Genomic DNA, 17907 nt, shown 5'->3' on the forward strand with positions numbered 1-17907 from the left:
TGATTAAATTCATAAGTCAAAGTGTTGTAAACGCTTACAAAGGAGAATATACTTAGGCCAAATAAAGGAGTTATCATTATGAAAGATGTAAAAATAATTTCCGCAGCAGTAGCAATGTTAAAAGTGATTGAAGCTTATGGGGTTAAACAAATTTATGGTTATCCTGGTGGTTCAATTAATTCAACCCTCCATGCATTAGATGAAGAAAAAAATAATATTGAATACATTCAAATTCGTCACGAACAAGTTGGTGCTCTTGCAGCCGCCGCTCATGCTAAATTAACTGGAAAAATTGGAGTAGCATTTGGTTCAGCTGGTCCTGGTGCAGTTAACTTGCTCAATGGTTTGTACGATGCTAAAGAAGATCGAGTTCCTATGTTAGCATTGGTAGGTCAAGTTGGACATAACGATATGAACTACAATTATTTCCAAGAAATGCCTGAAGCTCCTATTTTTTCTGATGTAGCTGTTTACGATCGAGTAGTAATGAGCCCAGAAAGTTTGCCTCACGTGATTGACCGTGCGATTCATGAAGCTTATGCTCAAAAAGGAGTTGCAGTGGTTGTAATTCCTAATGACTTTGGGTTTGCACAAATTCCCGATGTTAAGTATGATTCAGCTTCTGCAACTTACGAAAAAACAGCTCCAGAACCAGTTGCAACAGACACTGAAGTTTCTGAATTTTTAGACATGGTTAAATCTGCAAAACGTCCTGTTATTCATGTTGGTCGTGGAATTAAACAAGGCGGAGACAAATTAATCAAATTGTCAAAACAGCTTCAAATTCCATTGATTATGGATGGTTTAGCAATTGGTTTAATTGATCCAAACTATGAAGGTAATCTAGGAACTGCTAATCGGGCCGCTTCTAAAGCAGCTGACGAAATTCTTGGAACTGCAGATTTAGTGATTGCAATTGGAGGAGACTTCCCATTTGCTAACAGTTACTATGCTGGTCATGATTTTAAATATGTTCAAATTGATAATTCTAAGCTTGAACTTGGTCGTCATCATGTTCCTGATTTAGCAATTTGGTCTGACGCAACAAGCTTTGTTGAAAAAGCAATTGCTGCAAGTCAACCAGTTCCTGAATCAGCATTCTTTAAAGCAGCTGTAGCTGACCAAAAGAATTGGAAAGCTTATTTAGCACAAATTAAAGCTAGTCAAAATGAAAGTCTTTCTCCTGCACAAGTTTACGAACAAGTTAATCGGATTGCTAACCAAGATTCTATCTTTTCAATTGATGTGGGTGATAACATTATCAGCACCTTTAGATACTTGAATTTGGCACCTACTAACCGTTGGCTTATCTCAGCTTTGTTTGCCACAATGGGTTCTGGAGTTCCAGGTGCAATTGCAGCTAAGTTAGATGAACCAAATAAACAAGTCTTTAACATTGCTGGAGACGGTGCTTTATCAATGGTTATGCAAGATTTGGTTACCATGGTTAAATACCATCTTCCAATTATCAACATCGTTACGCAAAATGGTGATTTAAGCTTTATCGAAGGAGAACAAGAAGATCTTCCAATGGACATCTTTGGACTTGATTTACAACGTCAAGACTTCTCAATGATTGCTAAAGGAATGGGTATTGATGCACTTAAAGTTAAGAATTATTCTGAACTTCCATCAGCATTTGATACTGCTTTAAAAGCTACTCAAGCTGGAAAACCATTCTTGCTTGATATTGAAATTAATGATCATCGTGCTTTGCCAGTTGAAGATTTAATGGTTAAGGTTACGGATGGTAAATTATAAGAAAAAGTCAACCCAAGATATCTTCAACAAGAAGGTAAAACTTATAGTTTAGCAGAATTATTCAATAAATTTGATGGTGAAAATCTAAAACCACTAACTGACTACTTTGCTGAATATGATGTAAAACTTTAAAAAAAGAAAAACGTCTAAATTTGAAAAAATTTAGACGTTTTTTGCTATTGTTTAAATTAAGCCTTTTTTAAATTAAAAGCTTCCTTAGTAGCAAATAATAAAATAACTAGATTAACTGCCATACAGAAAATCACTAATAAGCAACTAGACATATTTCCCATAGTAGTTGCAATAAAAGGTAATGCAAAGGTTCCAATTGGAAGGGATGCATTAACCATGGAACTCATTTTAGTTCGAAAACTTGCTAAGATTTTTTCATCAACAGCTACCACCGTTCGCGAATAAATCTTAGTATCGAATTTACCAAACAAGAGATAAATCAAGAAAATAATTGCAAAAGAAAAATAATCTTGGTGAAAAATAAACATTGAAATAAAGAAACAAATTGTTAGAGAATCGACCACCATACTAATTAACGGTAGGGGCACATGGTTGAGCATTTTGTCAGCGAAGATACTACCGAGTAAATATCCGGCACCCATTGAAACAGAAAACATTAAAATGCTAACGGAATAGGGGAGTTTAATGTATTTATCGTTTAATAAAGTAATGCTTACGTATGCGAACATCCCCGAGAAAACAAAATTTTCAAAAACTAAGCTGGTCAACATAATATAAGGATTAGCTTGAAAGACATTTTCTACATTGTTCCAAAATTGAGATTTACTAATCTTTTCTTTTGGTTCAATTGTTTCATGTGAAACAGAATTTTGAACAAGTTTTGCTAGCCCTTTATCATTAAACTTTTTTCGATTTAAGTAAATAAAAGCTGACGAGATGAAAAAAGTTAATGAATTTATGTAAGCAACAATTTGAAAATCGTTATGGGAGATTAATAAAATTCCAACCCCGATTGATTGACCACACATACTGATTAGGATCGATAATCCACTAATCAAGCCTGTAGAAGATTCCATAAGTTCTTTGCAGATGTATCTTTTTTGAATTACAACGATTAGACCGCTTTCATAGATAGAAATCAAAGTAACAATTGCGTCAAGAAAAAGAATGATTGCTAAGGCAAACCAACTGCGTAAATCTAGTAATAAACCAATTACAATAAACATAAATCCAGCGATTAACTGGGTATAAAACATTGCTCCAAATTTTTGTTTGGTTTTATCAGCATATTTTCCAGGAATTACCTGTAACAAAAAGGGCATAATTTGTGAAACAGAAACGAAAACGATTGCCCATTTAGCAAATTCTAATGTAGCTGCATATTGGACTAAAACAATACGATAGAGGCTACTTCCTAATACTCCAATCGTGGATAAAATTAAGAGATAACGTACTACGGGATTTTTTAAACTTTTCATATGATAAGAACTCCTCAATAAGTAGCTTGTGTATTGAAGGATTAATTCGAGCTACTTTGTTATTTTGAATGAATAAGGACAGTTCTTGATTTTGACATAATTCTAAAACCTCCGATTTTTCTATATTATTAAACATTATACAGAAAGTCGACAGAAAGACAAACATTAAAGTTAAAAAGTAGACGTTTGATGTTGATACACGAATTATTTAGCTGCTGATTTGATTATTATTAAAATAAATTGCTAATTTAAATTTTTAATTTCATTGCGCCCATCGAGTTAAGAATAATTTCATGTATAATGGGTAATAACGCTAGACAATTCGCATATAGAAAGAAGATTTCTAAAAAATGTTATTAACTATTTTATTTTTAATTGTTGCTGGATTTTTCGCGGGGTTATTAGCAACGATTGCTGGATTGGCATCAATTGTTTCTTATCCAGCTCTGTTAATTGTAGGAATCCCGCCAGTGGTTGCCAATGTTTCTAATACGGTGGCTTTGATTAGTACTGGACTAGGAGCTATTCCTGCTTCAATGCGAGAATTAAAAGGTCAGTGGCATCGAGTAATGGGTTATACGATTCTAGCCGTCATTGGTAGTTTTATCGGTAGTTCGCTTTTGTTAATCGCGCCAGCTTCGACCTTTGAAAAAGTAGTCCCATTCTTCATTTTATCAGCTGGAATTTTGCTAATTATTTCTGGTAGAGGAACAGAAAGTAACGTTGGAACTAAATTAAAACGTGATGGTCGAAATCCACATAAAGAGCGCATTATTAAATTAATTAGTTACTTTGGAATTGTATTTGTCGGTGGGTACTTGGGTTATTTTGGAGCCGCTGGAGGGGTAGTTTTACTCGCTATTTTGGGAGTAATTACTCACGAAGGGTTTGCCGAATATAATGCAGTGAAAAACTTTATGTGTTGTATTTGTAATGTCGCTGCCATGCTATTATTCATTTTCAAAGCCACGATTGATTGGGCTGCCGTTGTCCCACTTGGAATTGGTTTGCTAATTGGTGGTTATACTGGTCCACTAATTGTGCGGCATGTGAACGTTAAAATGCTTAGAATGTTAATTGCAATTGCTTCATTTGTGTTAGCCGGTTACTTGGGCTACAAAGCTTATTTATAAAAATAAAAACCAACTCATCTTTCACTAGGAAAGGTGAGTTTTTTACTCTTTTTTAACCAGTTTGGCCTCGATTATTACCAGTGTAATTATGCTATAATTAGCACTAATAGATAATTTAGAAGGAGTGGGAATTAGATGCCAGTTTTAGACCAAAAAGATAAAGAAATGGTAGCACGTTACGAAAAATTTATGCGTAGTACTAAAGAGGGACGTCTTACCCAAGACCTTGGTTGGGCAAAAGTTAAAAATAATTGGGAATCACGCGAAGTATTTGTTGAAAACGAAAACGGAGAAATCGTGGCAGCGATGTCAATGTTGTTAACTGATACTCCCGCAGGAAAAAAGTTTGCCTATGCTTCAAAGGGACCAATCATTGCTGACCGATTTGACCTCGATCTTTTGGATAAATTAGTTGCCGAAGCTAAAAAAATTTTACCGGATGCTTACGTTTTACGGATGGATCCAGAAATTGAATATTCAGATGAATTAAATGATGAATTAAAAAAACGTGGCTATAAAACGCGGAACCGCAATGTTGCTGATGAAGGAATGCACGCCACCATTCAACCACGGTTGAATATGGTCTTAGATTTAGCTAATTTTCCTGGTAAAGAAAAAACGTTAGATTTATATCCTTCTAAAACTAAAAGTAAATTGAAACGCCCAATTCGTGATGGAGTGGAAGTTACCTGGGGACATGATGCAGCTGCCATTGATGCCTTTTACACGACTTATCAAACGATGGCTAATCGTCATGGCATTACTTATCGTCCTAAGGAATATTTTCAACGGATGTTAGATGCTTTTGATGAAAATACCATGCGGATTTACGTTGCCAAACGCGATGGGGAATTGCTTTCAACTGGAATTGTTTTGAAGTATGGAGACAAGATTTGGTATGTCTATGCTGGTTCAATGGATGGCAATACTTACTATGCTCCTTACGCAGTGCAAACTGAAATGATTCAATGGGCGCTTGATGAACCTGACATAACCTTGTACGATATGGGTGGAATTGAAAGTGAATCAACCAGTGATCCACTATGGGTCTTTAAACATACTTTTGTGAAAGCCGCTCCCGTGGAATACATCGGAGAAATCGATGCAGTTCTTGATGACGATGTTTACAAAGAATTAGTGAAAGATTAATCTACATGAAAAAAGCAGATCTCAAATTTGAGGTCTGCTTTTTAGTTAGTTTTAATGTTTTGATTGATTTTCATTTCATGGCTCACAATAAAGGTAATGAGAGCAGAGATGCCTAAGATTACAGCAACAATAATGTAAGGGATGTGCGGATTAATATCCATCAAACCACCAGCAAAAACAGGTCCGATAATGTTTCCAATGCTGGTTAAAGACATGTTAACTCCGTTGATTAATCCTTGATTGTTTTTCCCAAACCGCGTCAACATTGTCGTTATGGAAGGACGAAGGATATCAAAAGAACAGAAGATGAATAAGGTAGCAATGATCACTTCTATCTGGGTATGAGCGACTAATATCCAGACGGTACTTAAGGTTCCGATGGCGAAACAAATTCGCGTTAAGCCGATTTCACTAAACATATTTACCATTCGATCAAACAAAACAACTTGGAGAATTAATGAGAAAATCCCATTCAAAATTAACACTAAAGCAATTTCGTTTAAGGTAAAGTGGAAAACTTGGTTAACATACAAAGTATAGATACTTTCAAAACCGGCCAGTCCAAACGAGGAAATTAAAATCATCGCAAACAAAATAATGACAGCTTTGTTCATAATCGATTTAAATCCTTTTTCGGTAATGGAAATTCCATCCACTAAATCACCATGGCTTTGAGCTTTCAAATGTTGGGGAAGGCCGACCATAAAGACAATGGCAGCAATTAAACCGGAAATTCCAGCAAACCAGAAGGGTGTTTTATAACTAATGTTAGCCAACACACCTCCAATTCCTGGTCCAATGATTAATCCACCACTCAATGCAGCTGAAATCCAACCAATTACCTTGGCCCGATCCTTATCGCTTGAAAGGTCAGCAGCCATAGCCATTGAGGTGGTCCCCACCATTGCTGCTGAAATTCCACCGATAATCCGAGAAATGTTAAACCATAAGACGGTTCCAGCAACGGCGAAAAGCAATTCTGCAACCATATAGAGGAGTAGTCCAGTAGTTAAAATTGGAGCTCTTCCATATTTATCCGAAACTTTACCAACAATTGGTGAGAAAACAAATTGGGCAAAAGCATACAGTGAGGTCATAAATCCCATTTGTCCAGCCGTTAAATGATATTCAATTTTAATAAATGGTTCCACCGGAATTATTAGTCCCCAACCTAAACAAATGATGAAGTTGGCTAGCACGATAATCAAGATGGCCCGTTTAGTTTCTTTTGCCAATGGCAAGACTCCTTTAAATTAATAATAAGAATTATTTTAGCACGAATCTAACGTAAATCAGAACTTTTGTAATTAATTTAAAAATATTAAGAAACTAAAACCGAACTATATGTTGTTCGGATGGTTTTTGAAATGTTAGTTAACGAATGAAAAAGAGCTTTAATTGATAATTTTATTTTTCGTGTTTCTACTATTATATATTTAAAATACCTGTTAAAGAAAGTAATTCGATTATACTTTATTTCACAAAGTCATCCTTAAAATGGGAACTGAATGATTTTAAGTAGATTAATAAGAACGTTCTGTTGAAAATTTAAATAAATTTCCAGCATATCACGAAAGATGACACTAATTATTTGTGTTTTTTATATTTTTGTTATGATTAATTAAAAATTAATTAATTTTTTTACTTTTTCTTTTTTGTTAATTTTGCAGAAAAAGATTGCTTTAATATCAACTATGTAATCGCTTTCTTTAGAAAACAAAAATTAATTGTTCGCAAAAATCATTAATAAAAAATAAAAATATTGCTTGACGGTCGGTTTTTAATAGCTTATTGTGATAAAAAATCAATTTTTAAAAAGCAAACGAATTCGGAGGAAATAACATGACAGAATCTGCAACTAAACACGAAACGATTCTAACTGTTAAAGATTTAACTACATCTTTTAAAATTAACAACAAATTTTATAAAGCAATCTCCGATATTGATATGAAAATTAAACGAGATGAAATTTTAGCAATTGTAGGTGAATCTGGATGTGGAAAGAGTACACTAGTTAATTCAATTATGGGATTACAAGATCCTAGCGAAACTAAGATTACTGGAGAAATTGATTTCGAAGGACAAGACTTAACTAAAATTAGTGAAGCAGATTACAACAAGATTAGAGGAGCTAAGATTGGAATGATTTTCCAAGATCCTTTATCAGCATTGAATCCTTTAAAAAGAATTGAAGACCAAATTGAAGAAGTTTTGATCTACCACACAGACATGAGCAAGCAAGAAAGACGTGCTCGAGTACTTGAATTACTTGACCAAGTTGGAATTGTTGATCCTAAGCGAACTGCTCATCAATTTCCTCACCAATTGTCTGGTGGAATGAGACAAAGAATTGTGATTGCAATTGCGATTGCTTGTAAACCAGATTTCATCATTGCTGATGAACCAACGACCGCTTTGGACGTAACTATCCAAGCTCAAATTTTGGATCTTTTAAAAGATATTCAGAAAGAAAATCATTCAAGTATCATTTTGATTACTCATGATTTAGGAGTAGTTGCTGAAACTGCAGATTATGTTCACGTTATGTATGCTGGAAAGATTGTTGAAAAAGGAAATGTTGATCAAGTATTTAACAATCCACAACATCCTTATACCAGATCATTATTAAAATCAATTCCACAAGTTGACAGCGAAAGCGATGAACTATACGTAATCGAAGGTTCAGTTCCCTCATTACAAAACATGCCAGCAACTGGGGATGCTTTTGCACCAAGAATTCCTTGGATTCCAGCAAGTGATCATGAAGAAAATCCAAGTATGCATAAATTAGGTCATGGCCACGAAGTTCGTTGTACCTGTTATCAAGATTTTTACTTTAAGGAGGAAAGTGACGCATGAGTTTAATTAAAGTTAAAAATTTAAAAGTTCACTTCCCGATTAGAGGAGGATTCTTTAACGGAGTGGTTGACAATGTTCGTGCGGTTGATGGAGTTAGTTTTGAAATTCAACCTGGTGAAACATTTGGATTAGTTGGTGAATCTGGATCAGGTAAATCAACAACTGGGCGTGCCATCATCGGTTTGGAAAAAGTAACTTCTGGAGAAATTACTTTTGAAGGTCATGACGTTACTAGTCACAAAGACCGTAAAGAAATTGATTACGATCAAGATGTTCAAATGATTTTCCAAGATTCATTTTCAAGTTTGAATCCACGAAAACGAATTGAAAGTATTATTGCTGAACCATTAAAAAACTTTGAAAACCTTACTCCTGAACAGGAAAAAATTAAAGTTTTACAATTAATGAAAATTGTTGGATTATCACCCGATGCTTTGTACAAGTATCCTCATCAATTTTCTGGAGGACAACGGCAACGAATTGGAATCGCAAGAGCGGTTTCTACTAATCCTAAATTGGTAATTGCGGATGAACCAGTTTCAGCTTTGGATTTATCAGTTCAAGCACAAGTATTGAACTTTATGAAGAAAATTCAACTTAACATGGGAGTTTCTTACTTATTTATTTCTCATGATTTAGGGGTTGTTCGTCACATGTGTGATCGAATTGCAATTATGAATCGTGGTCAAATCGTTGAAATTGGAAGTCGAGAGGATATTTATAAACATCCTAAACATCTTTATACTCAACGTTTATTAGCTGCAATTCCTAGTACTAGAGTTGCCGATCGTGATAAAGATCGTGAACGGCGCCAAAAAATTGAAAAAGAATATAAAGAAAAACAAAAAGATTACTATGATAAAGAAGGACGGGCCTATCCGCTAGTAGAAGTTTCAAAGGGCCACTTAGTTGCTTTGCCACCTAAAGAAGCACTGAAATACAAAGACATTAAGGAGGAAAATTAATTATGTGGAAAACAATTTTACGTCGTGTGTTAATCATGATTCCAGAATTAATTGTCCTTAGCATTTTGGTTTTCTTATTAGCAAAAGCAATGCCTGGAGATCCTTTTAGTGGGTCAATTAATCCCAAAACTAGTCCAGCTCAACTTCACCGCTTAATGGCTGCTAATGGATTGTTTGATCCCTGGTACGTTCAATATTGGCACTGGGTTGTTAATTTATTCCATGGAAAACTTGGAATGAGTTATGAATATCAAATGCCAGTTATTAACTTAATTAAACAACGTGGACTTAATACTCTTTGGTTAGCAACATTTACCATGATTTTAACTTATGCAATTGGTTTACCTTTAGGAATTTTTGCTGGTAAACACGAAGGAAAATGGCAAGATACTATCATTCGTGTATTTAATTATATTACGATGTCAGTTCCTTTCTTCGTTGTATTGGTTATCGGAATTTGGATTTTCGGATACGCCCTTGGTTGGTTCCCAACTTCTGGATCGATTTCACCAAATGCTAATGGAATGGGTGGAACCATTCTTTCAAGATTGGGACACATTATTCTTCCAGGTTTGTTAGGTGCATTATTTGGAACTGTTAATATTGTGCAATATCTTAGATCACAAGTAATTGATGCCAAACATTCTGCTTTTGTAAAAACAGCAGTTGCCAAAGGAGTTCCAGAAAAAGATATTTATAGACATCATATTTTTCGGAATTCACTTCTTCCCATCGCAGCTTTTGCCGGATATTCAATTACTGGTTTGCTAGCTGGATCAATCTTTACTGAAATGATTTTTTCATATCCAGGAATGGGACAATTATTCCTAAATGCCGTTAATTATCGTGATTATACTGTTATTACTACTTTGGTCTTGCTATATGGTTTCTTGAACTTAATGGGAACGTTAATTTCTGATATTGTTCTTAGCATTGTTGACCCTCGAATCAGAGTCGAATAGGAAAGGAGAAAACAAATGGCTTATGATTTTAACGCACGAGACGAGCTCTCTGATGCTGATCTTTTAGAATTATCTAAAGAAGCAGAAAACGAAGCAACGCCTAGTACCATTAAGGTGATGATGAGTGAATTTAAAGCTGATAAAATAGCTTTAGTTTCCGCCGGTTTTATTGTTTTCTTCATCGTAGCTGTAATTCTTGGTTCATTTTTTATAAATGTTCCTCATATTATGGAAATTGATTTGATGGGATACTATGCTAAACCATTTAGTAACTATATTTTAGGTGCTGACGCAAGTGGTCGTCCAATTTTTTCTCAATTAGTTGTTGGATCTCGTAATTCAATTTTAATTGCGATTGGTTTGACTGCCATCTCATCGACATTTGGTGTCGTTTATGGATTAGTTTCAGGTTATTACGGTGGCTATGTTGATTTAGCCATGCAACGTGTTTACGATTTCATGATGATTATTCCAATGTTGATGACTATCATCGTAATCGTAACAATTATTCCAAACTACAATGCGATTACTTTAACACTTTTATTATCATTATTTTATTGGATGGGAACTTCTCGTTTAATTCGTTCAAGTACTTTAGCTGAATCGCAAAAAGATTACGTAGCTGCTTCAAAGGTTTCTGGGACAAGTAATTTAAAGATTATTTTCCGAGAAATTTTACCAAACATCGCTTCATTAATTATCGTTGATACTACTTTATCTTTTGCGGAAAATATTGGGGTTGAAACTGGACTTTCTTACCTAGGTTTTGGTCTTCCAGACGGAACTCCATCACTTGGTACTTTAATTTCAAATGCTAACGATCCTAACAATATTACTCAATACTGGTGGACATGGTTACCAGCTGCATTTGAAATCATTCTTTTATGTTTAGCAATTAGTTATGTTGGACAAGTTCTTCGTCGAACAGCTGATGCTTCGCAAAGAAGAGGTAGCTAATTAAAAAAATCATTTTAGGAGGTGGTTCTGAAATCGATGGGATTAAGTTTCATATTTTAAAACACAATATTTTGGAGGGAAAGAAAATGAAAAAACGTCATAGACTTGCGATGTTGGGTAGTGCTGCACTGCTTACCTTGACATTGGCAGCTTGTTCAAATGGATCTAACAATTCTTCTGTTAAGACCCCTAAGCTTCCACAAACTTATAGTGCATCTGCTAAGGCTAGTCCTAAAGCAAACGATGGAACTTTGAAAATTGGGGAAGTTAGTGATTCTCCATTTACTGGGATTTCATCACCAACTCTAGCAAGTGTAGCAACTGATGCTGATGTATTTGCCCCGGGTGGACAAGATAACTTATTTGCAACTGATAACAATTACAAAATTGTTAACGGTGGTATGGCTAACTTGAAATTAGACAAGAAAGCTAATACTGCTACAATTACTCTTCGTAAAAACGCTAAGTGGTCAAACGGAACCCCTGTTACTGCTAAAGATATTGAATATGCATACGAAGTAATTGCTAATCCTGATACAAAATCACAACAATATAGTGAAGATTTTGAAAACATCAAAGGTATGAAGGATTATCATGAAGGTAAATCAGATACCATCTCAGGAATTACATATCCTGATGGAGAAAAAGGAAAAACTGCAGTTATCCACTTTGATCATTTAACTCCAGCAATGAAATATGCCGGAAACTCATTCATCTGGGGTTCTGTAGAACCATATGAATACCTCAAAGATGTTAAGATTGCAGACCTTGTTTCTTCTAACAAGATACGTAAAGACCCAATCTTTACTGGTGCTTACAAACTTGACAAGGTTGTTGAAGGTGAATCAACTAGTTGGAGCCCTAACAAGTACTACTGGGGTAAGAAAGCTAAAATCAAACATGTTGATATCCAAGTTGTTTCAACAAGTAATGTAACTGCTGCTCTAAAAGCTAAGAAGTATGACTTCCTACAAGGTGGAGCTTCAGCTGCTGATCATCCTAAGATTTCAAAACTTAAAGATTACCAAATTGTTGGGAAACCAGCCCTTTCATACAGTTACTTTGGATTTAACTTAGGACACATGGATCCAAAAACTGGTAAACAAGTTACTGATAAGAACAAGAAGATGAGTAACAAGAACTTGAGAAAAGCAATGATGTACGCTATTGATCAAGATCAAGTTGCCAAGAAATTTGGTAATGGAGTTTCTTGGAGAGCTAACACTCTACTTCCTCCAGTATTTAAAGATCTTTACAATGCAAAAACACCTGGCTTCAAGTACAACATGAAGAAAGCTAACAAACTTCTTGATGATGCTGGATACAAGAAGAAGGGCAAATGGAGAGCACAACCAAACGGTAAACCACTTGTAATTAACTTTGCTGTTGCATCTTCATCAACTACTGCAAATGCTACTCATAAATACGAATTGCAACAATGGCGTAAACTTGGCTTGAACGTTAAGTACACTTCAGGTAAACTAATGGAATTCAACAGTTATGTTTCAGCACTTCAAAAACCAGACCAAAAGAACATTGATGTTTGGAATGGTGCATGGTCACTTTCATCAGAACCTACTCCAACTCAAATCTACGGTCAAAATGCTCCATACAACATGGGTCACTTTGTATCAAAAGAAAACACTAAGCTTTTGAACAACATGAACAATAGTAAAGCTTGGAACAACAAATATCGTGCAAAACAATTTAAAGACTGGCAAGCATACATGAACAAGGAAGCTGCATACGCTCCAGGTGCATTCTCATTGTCATGGGAACCAGTTAACAAACGTGTTAAGGGTTACAGTGTAAAACCTGCTGATGGTGATAACTCATTCAGTAACCTTCAACTTACACAAGAAAACACTAAATAATTAGTAATTAATGATTATTTAAGTGACAAACTACTCTACAATATTGATTTTTAAAATTGTAGAGTAGTTTTGTTTATAAGCGAAATGCTTAATTTAATGAGGAAAACCGTTATATAATGAGGGTATTAATTGAAAAGAGGTTGGATAATGGCTAAAATTGAACGTTTTTATGATACTTTTCAACCTGAACATTATGATGTTTATGTTGATGTAGATCGTGCAAAGAAAACAATTGTTGGTGAAACAACAATTACTGGAACAGCAACTCAATCAGAAATTTCCGTTAACCAAAAATATTTGGTAATTGATGAAGTTATTGCCGATGGTAAACCAGTTGAGTTTAAGACTGATAATGACGCTGAAGCAGTTCGTATTACTTTACCTAATGAAGGTAAAGTTGAACTAAGAATTAAGTATCATACTGATTTAACTGATACTTTGATGGGAATTTACCCTTCTTACTATGAATTGAATGGTAAGAAACAACAAATTATTGGTACTCAATTCGAAACCACTTTTGCCCGGCAAGCATTTCCTTGTGTTGATGAACCTGAAGCTAAGGCAACATTTAGCTTAGCAATTAAGTTTGATGAAAAACCTGGTGAAACAATTTTGGCTAATATGCCAGAAGATCACGAAGCTGGCGGAATTCATTACTTTGAGCCAACTGTTAAAATGTCGACTTACTTAGTAGCCTTTGCTTTTGGTGATTTACAAAGTAAGCTTACAACGACTGACAGTGGGGTTAAAGTTGGAGTTTTTGCCACTAAAGCTCATAAAGCAGATGAATTAGATTTTGCTTTGGATATTGCCAAACGTGCCATTGAATTTTATGAAGACTTCTATCAAACTCCATATCCACTACCACATTCATGGCAATTAGCTCTCCCTGATTTCTCTGCAGGAGCAATGGAAAATTGGGGTTTGATTACTTATCGTGAAGCCTACTTATTATTAGATCCAAACAATACTCCTTTAGATACTAAGGAACTAGTTGCAACTGTTATTACTCACGAACTTGCTCACCAATGGTTTGGTGATTTAGTAACAATGAAGTGGTGGGATGATCTTTGGTTAAACGAAAGTTTTGCTAACATGATGGAATATGTTTCAGTTGATGCTTTGAATCCTGAATGGAATGTTTGGGAATTATTCCAAATGTCTGATGTTCCAGCAGCTTTAAATCGTGATGCAACTGATGGGGTTCAATCGGTACACGTTGCTGTTAATAATCCAGCTGAAATTGACTCTCTTTTTGATGGTGCCATTGTTTATGCTAAAGGTGCGCGGATGTTAGTAATGGTTCGGGCATTGATTGGTGATAAGGCGCTTCGTGAAGGATTGAAGAACTATTTTGCTGCGCATAAATTTGGTAATTCAACGGGAGCTGATTTGTGGAAAGCTTTAGGTGATGCTTCAGGTATTAACATTGGTGAAATCATGAAGTCATGGTTAGATCAACCTGGATATCCGGTTGTTACAGCGAGCGTTAATGACGCAGGACAATTAGTACTTAAACAACAACAATTCTTTATCGGTGGCGGTGAAGATAAAGGCCGGACATGGCAAATTCCGTTAAACGGAAACTATGGAACTCCCCAAATTATGAAGGACAAGAAACTTAACCTTGGAGATTATAAGGCTTTACGGACAGAAAATGGAGAACCATTCCGTTTAAATATTGGAAATAATTCACATTTTATTGTTCAATATGATGACAAATTACTTAAGGACATTTTGCAACATGCAGATCAATTAGACCCAATTAGTAAACGTCAATTACTTCAAGATTCACAACTTTTGGCCTCAGCACAACGATTATCATATGCTGATTTAATTCCTTTATTAGTTGAATTTGCAAATGATGAATCAGTGGCAGTAATTTCTGTCCTTTATAGAATTGCAAATTCATTGAAACAATTTGTGATTGCCGGGAGTCCAGAAGAACAAGAATTGCGTGAATTTTTTGATAATTTAAGTCGTAAACAAGTTAAACGATTGGATTGGACTCCAAAAGCAACGGATTCTAATGATGACCAATTAGTTCGTCCATATGTTTTGAACGCTTCATTATATGCACATGATGCAGTTTCGATTGCACAAGCGCATGAATTATTTGAAGATAATGACGATGATTTGACACAAATTCCAGCCGCAGTTCGTGGATTGGTCTTAAAAAATGAAGTTTTAAACTTTAGCAGTAAAGGCTTGTTTGATAAATTGATGAAAGCTTACCATGAAACTGTTGATCCAAGCTTCAAACAAGATATTTGTATGGCAGTCCCTAACGTAACTGATCCAGAATTAGTAAAATCATTGGTAAATGATTTTGAAAATGCGGATGTGATTAAGCCGCAAGATTTACGGGCTTGGTATCGTGGGGTCTTAGCTAATGAAGAAAGTCAGCAATTTGCTTGGGATTGGATTCGTAATGAATGGTCATGGTTGGAAGCTACAGTTGGTGGTGATATGGAATTTGCAACATTTATCACTGTAACTGCTAATGTTTTCCATACCCCAGAACGTCTAGCTGAATTTAATGCTTTCTTTGATCCTAAGGTTGATACTCCAGGATTAACTCGGGAAATTAAAATGGATAAGAAATTAATTACTGGTAAAGTTGATTTAGTAGAAAAAGAAAAGACAGCTGTTAATGATGCTGTTGCAAAAGAAGTTTAATAATATAGTAGAAAAAGCTAATTTCATTAATTTGAAATTGGCTTTTTTGTTTATTTTGAAAATAAATTAAATTTTTTTATGCAAAACCCTCGACCTTTCCTGATCAATGGTTTATAGCTATATCTGTTGAGAGGGACGAAGTCGCTTTTAACTGAAAAAACTTTTTAATTTTATTACTTAAAAGTGTTGACACAATCAACCTTACCGAGTAATATATTACATGCACTGTAAATGGTGCTTGAGTAGATCTTTGAAAACTGAACAAGATTTTGATTACAATAAGTGTAAGGATAATTTTTAAACTTAGTTTAAAGATTAAACAAATATGCAATGTCAATTTGCAAAAACAAATAAATAAGAGCTAGTAAAGTTCTCATTTTTAAAATGAGAGTTTGATCCTGGCTCAGGACGAACGTTGGCGGCGTGCCTAATACATGCAAGTCGAACGAAGTCGCCCAATTGATTCTTAGTGCTTGCACTAAGATGATTTTGGATCCGACTGAGTGGCGAACTGGTGAGTAACACGTGGGTAACCTGCCCAGAAGAAGGGGATAACACCTGGAAACAGATGCTAATACCGTATAACAACAAGAACCACATGGTTCTTGTTTGAAAGCTGGCCTTTGTGCTAGTGCTTCTGGATGGACCCGCGGCGTATTAGCTAGTTGGTGAGATAATAGCTCACCAAGGCAATGATACGTAGCAGACCTGAGAGGGTAATCTGCCACAATGGGACTGAGACACGGCCCATACTCCTACGGGAGGCAGCAGTAGGGAATCTTCCACAATGGACGAAAGTCTGATGGAGCAACGCCGCGTGAGTGAAGAAGGGTTTCGGCTCGTAAAACTCTGTTGTTAGAGAAGAACAGCCGTGAGAGCAACTGCTCACGGTATGACGGTATCTAACCAGAAAGTCACGGCTAACTACGTGCCAGCAGCCGCGGTAATACGTAGGTGGCAAACGTTGTCCGGATTTATTGGGCGTAAAGGGAGCGCAGGCGGTTTATTAAGTCTGATGTGAAAGCCTTCGGCTTAACCGGAGAAGTGCATCGGAAACTGATAAACTTGAGTGCAGAAAAGGATAGTGGAACTTCATGTGTAGCGGTGAAATGCGTAGATATATGAAGGAACACCAGTGGCGAAGGCGGCTATCTGGTCTGTAACTGACGCTGAGGCTCGAAAGCATGGGTAGCAAACAGGATTAGATACCCTGGTAGTCCATGCCGTAAACGATGAATGCTAGGTGTTGGAAGGTTTCCGCCTTTCAGTGCCGCAGCTAACGCATTAAGCATTCCGCCTGGGGAGTACGACCGCAAGGTTGAAACTCAAAGGAATTGACGGGGACCCGCACAAGCGGTGGAGCATGTGGTTTAATTCGATGCTACGCGAAGAACCTTACCAGGACTTGACATCTTCTGCCAATCTAAGAGATTAGACGTTCCCTTCGGGGACAGAATGACAGGTGGTGCATGGTTGTCGTCAGCTCGTGTCGTGAGATGTTGGGTTAAGTCCCGCAACGAGCGCAACCCTTGTCTTTAGTTGCCAGCATTAAGTTGGGCACTCTAGAGAGACTGCCGGTGATAAACCGGAGGAAGGTGGGGATGACGTCAAATCATCATGCCCCTTATGTCCTGGGCTACACACGTGCTACAATGGGCGATACAACGAGTTGCGAAACCGCGAGGTCAAGCTAATCTCTTAAAGTCGTTCTCAGTTCGGATTGCAGTCTGCAACTCGACTGCATGAAGTTGGAATCGCTAGTAATCGTGGATCAGCATGCCACGGTGAATACGTTCCCGGGTCTTGTACACACCGCCCGTCACACCATGAGAGTTTGTAACACCCAAAGTCGGTTGGATAACCTTTTTAGGAGTCCGCCGCCTAAGGTGGGACAGATGATTAGGGTGAAGTCGTAACAAGGTAGCCGTAGGAGAACCTGCGGCTGGATCACCTCCTTTCTAAGGAATAATTCGGAACCTTACATTAATCAAAATCTTGGTCAGTTTTGAGAGTATCTACTCTCTTAATTTTGTTCTTTGAAAACTAGATAATATTATTTTCTGTAATAATTATATTTTTATATATAATTGAACCGAGAAATAACCATTGTGTTATTT

10 protein-coding genes, 1 rRNA gene and 1 pseudogene are annotated in these 17907 nt (G+C 36.2%); 10 read left to right on the top strand and 2 right to left on the bottom strand.

Going from position 1 to position 17907, the window contains the following annotated elements:
• Positions 1 to 78: 78 nt before the first annotated feature.
• Positions 79 to 1893: pseudogene (gene spxB, locus PY770_RS00115) on the top strand (pyruvate oxidase).
• A gap of 56 nt (positions 1894 to 1949) precedes the next feature.
• Here spxB and PY770_RS00120 read toward each other — a convergent pair.
• Positions 1950 to 3212 carry an MFS transporter gene (locus tag PY770_RS00120; RefSeq protein ID WP_163600912.1) on the bottom strand — a complete coding sequence of 421 codons (1263 nt, stop codon included), beginning with the start codon at positions 3210 to 3212 and terminating at the stop codon, positions 1950 to 1952.
• Positions 3213 to 3562: 350 nt separating this feature from the next.
• Here PY770_RS00120 and PY770_RS00125 point away from each other — a divergent pair, with 350 nt between their 5' ends.
• Entirely contained in the window at positions 3563 to 4345 is a 783-nt protein-coding gene (locus PY770_RS00125) for a sulfite exporter TauE/SafE family protein (RefSeq protein WP_103428533.1), read from the top strand.
• Between the two features lie 135 nt (positions 4346 to 4480).
• A complete protein-coding gene (femX, locus tag PY770_RS00130; RefSeq protein WP_103451067.1) occupies positions 4481 to 5494 on the top strand; it encodes a UDP-N-acetylmuramoylpentapeptide-lysine N(6)-alanyltransferase in 1014 nt (337 codons plus the stop codon).
• Between the two features lie 41 nt (positions 5495 to 5535).
• Here the strand turns inward: femX and PY770_RS00135 are convergent, their stop codons facing one another.
• Positions 5536 to 6729: an MFS transporter gene (locus PY770_RS00135; protein WP_163600913.1), complete on the bottom strand. Its 1194-nt coding sequence runs from the start codon at positions 6727 to 6729 to the stop codon at positions 5536 to 5538.
• Positions 6730 to 7336: 607 nt separating this feature from the next.
• Here PY770_RS00135 and PY770_RS00140 point away from each other — a divergent pair.
• The 7 genes from PY770_RS00140 to PY770_RS00170 all read left to right on the top strand — a co-directional run bounded on the left by PY770_RS00140 (position 7337) and on the right by PY770_RS00170 (position 17748).
• Positions 7337 to 8353 (top strand): ABC transporter ATP-binding protein, encoded by a 1017-nt coding sequence (locus PY770_RS00140; RefSeq protein ID WP_103428530.1) that lies wholly within the window; start codon positions 7337 to 7339, stop codon positions 8351 to 8353.
• Positions 8350 to 9318, top strand: coding sequence for an ABC transporter ATP-binding protein (locus PY770_RS00145; RefSeq protein ID WP_275045929.1), 969 nt, complete (start codon positions 8350 to 8352; stop codon positions 9316 to 9318). Before PY770_RS00140 ends, PY770_RS00145 begins: the two co-directional genes overlap by 4 nt.
• 2 nt (positions 9319 to 9320) lie before the next feature.
• Complete coding sequence (locus PY770_RS00150) at positions 9321 to 10280, top strand: ABC transporter permease (protein WP_103428528.1); 960 nt, start codon at positions 9321 to 9323, stop codon at positions 10278 to 10280.
• Between the two features lie 15 nt (positions 10281 to 10295).
• Positions 10296 to 11237: an ABC transporter permease gene (locus PY770_RS00155; protein WP_103428527.1), complete on the top strand. Its 942-nt coding sequence runs from the start codon at positions 10296 to 10298 to the stop codon at positions 11235 to 11237.
• Positions 11238 to 11323: 86 nt separating this feature from the next.
• Entirely contained in the window at positions 11324 to 13111 is a 1788-nt protein-coding gene (locus PY770_RS00160) for an oligopeptide ABC transporter substrate-binding protein (protein ID WP_163600915.1), read from the top strand.
• 147 nt (positions 13112 to 13258) lie between these two features.
• Positions 13259 to 15790: a M1 family metallopeptidase gene (locus PY770_RS00165; RefSeq protein ID WP_103428525.1), complete on the top strand. Its 2532-nt coding sequence runs from the start codon at positions 13259 to 13261 to the stop codon at positions 15788 to 15790.
• Between the two features lie 380 nt (positions 15791 to 16170).
• Positions 16171 to 17748 (top strand): 16S ribosomal RNA (locus PY770_RS00170).
• Positions 17749 to 17907: the final 159 nt, after the last annotated feature.

The sequence above is a fragment of the Fructilactobacillus sanfranciscensis genome (assembly GCF_029023685.1).
In the GTDB taxonomy this organism is placed as follows: Bacteria; Bacillota; Bacilli; order Lactobacillales; family Lactobacillaceae; genus Fructilactobacillus; species Fructilactobacillus sanfranciscensis.

Bases quoted from the DNA above. Each gene is read 5' to 3' on its own strand.
- PY770_RS00120 (WP_163600912.1), bottom strand. From the start codon at position 3,212: ATGAAAAGTTTAAAAAATCCCGTAGTACGTTATCTCTTAATTTTATCC.
- PY770_RS00125 (WP_103428533.1), top strand. From the start codon at position 3,563: ATGTTATTAACTATTTTATTTTTAATTGTTGCTGGATTTTTCGCGGGG.
- femX (WP_103451067.1), top strand. From the start codon at position 4,481: ATGCCAGTTTTAGACCAAAAAGATAAAGAAATGGTAGCACGTTACGAA.
- PY770_RS00140 (WP_103428530.1), top strand. From the start codon at position 7,337: ATGACAGAATCTGCAACTAAACACGAAACGATTCTAACTGTTAAAGAT.
- PY770_RS00145 (WP_275045929.1), top strand. From the start codon at position 8,350: ATGAGTTTAATTAAAGTTAAAAATTTAAAAGTTCACTTCCCGATTAGA.
- PY770_RS00150 (WP_103428528.1), top strand. From the start codon at position 9,321: ATGTGGAAAACAATTTTACGTCGTGTGTTAATCATGATTCCAGAATTA.
- PY770_RS00155 (WP_103428527.1), top strand. From the start codon at position 10,296: ATGGCTTATGATTTTAACGCACGAGACGAGCTCTCTGATGCTGATCTT.
- PY770_RS00160 (WP_163600915.1), top strand. From the start codon at position 11,324: ATGAAAAAACGTCATAGACTTGCGATGTTGGGTAGTGCTGCACTGCTT.
- PY770_RS00165 (WP_103428525.1), top strand. From the start codon at position 13,259: ATGGCTAAAATTGAACGTTTTTATGATACTTTTCAACCTGAACATTAT.